At 33.0% G+C, this 370-nt stretch carries 1 protein-coding gene; it reads left to right on the top strand.

Annotated elements, in window-relative coordinates; all coding sequences use genetic code 11:
- Positions 1 to 38 precede the first annotated feature (38 nt).
- On the top strand, positions 39 to 370 hold a 332-nt coding region (locus M901_RS07570; protein WP_157679903.1), incomplete at its 3' end, for a hypothetical protein.

Genomic DNA, 370 nt, shown 5'->3' with positions numbered 1-370 from the left:
TCTTGATAAGATTGGGGAATCAGACCATTAAAAAGATCGTGTTTATTCTATTTATACAATTGTCCTTTTCGGCCTTCGCTGGAGAGTTTCATCATTTCTCAAAGACGGAAATAGAGAATTCCTCATTCAATAAAATTAATGCCATTTATCAAAGCTATGTCTCTTTCTTTATTAGAATGGAGAGAGATTCTATTTATGATAAGAGTTTCGATTCTAATAAGAAGAGTCTAAAGAAGAATCTAGAGTGGAAAAAGAAATTTCAAAAACAAGTACTTTTCAATATCTTCTTTAGTGAGGCCATCGCTACGAGTGGACTAAAACCGTGTTTCTTTGGAACATGGGAATCAGTTATTGAGTATGGAAAATGTCA

The sequence above is a fragment of the Bacteriovorax sp. DB6_IX genome, assembly GCF_000447775.1.
In the GTDB taxonomy this organism is placed as follows: Bacteria; Bdellovibrionota; Bacteriovoracia; order Bacteriovoracales; family Bacteriovoracaceae; genus Halobacteriovorax_A.
The sequence above is the reverse complement of the archived record's forward strand: the minus strand, read 5'-3'. Positions and strand labels throughout refer to the sequence as shown.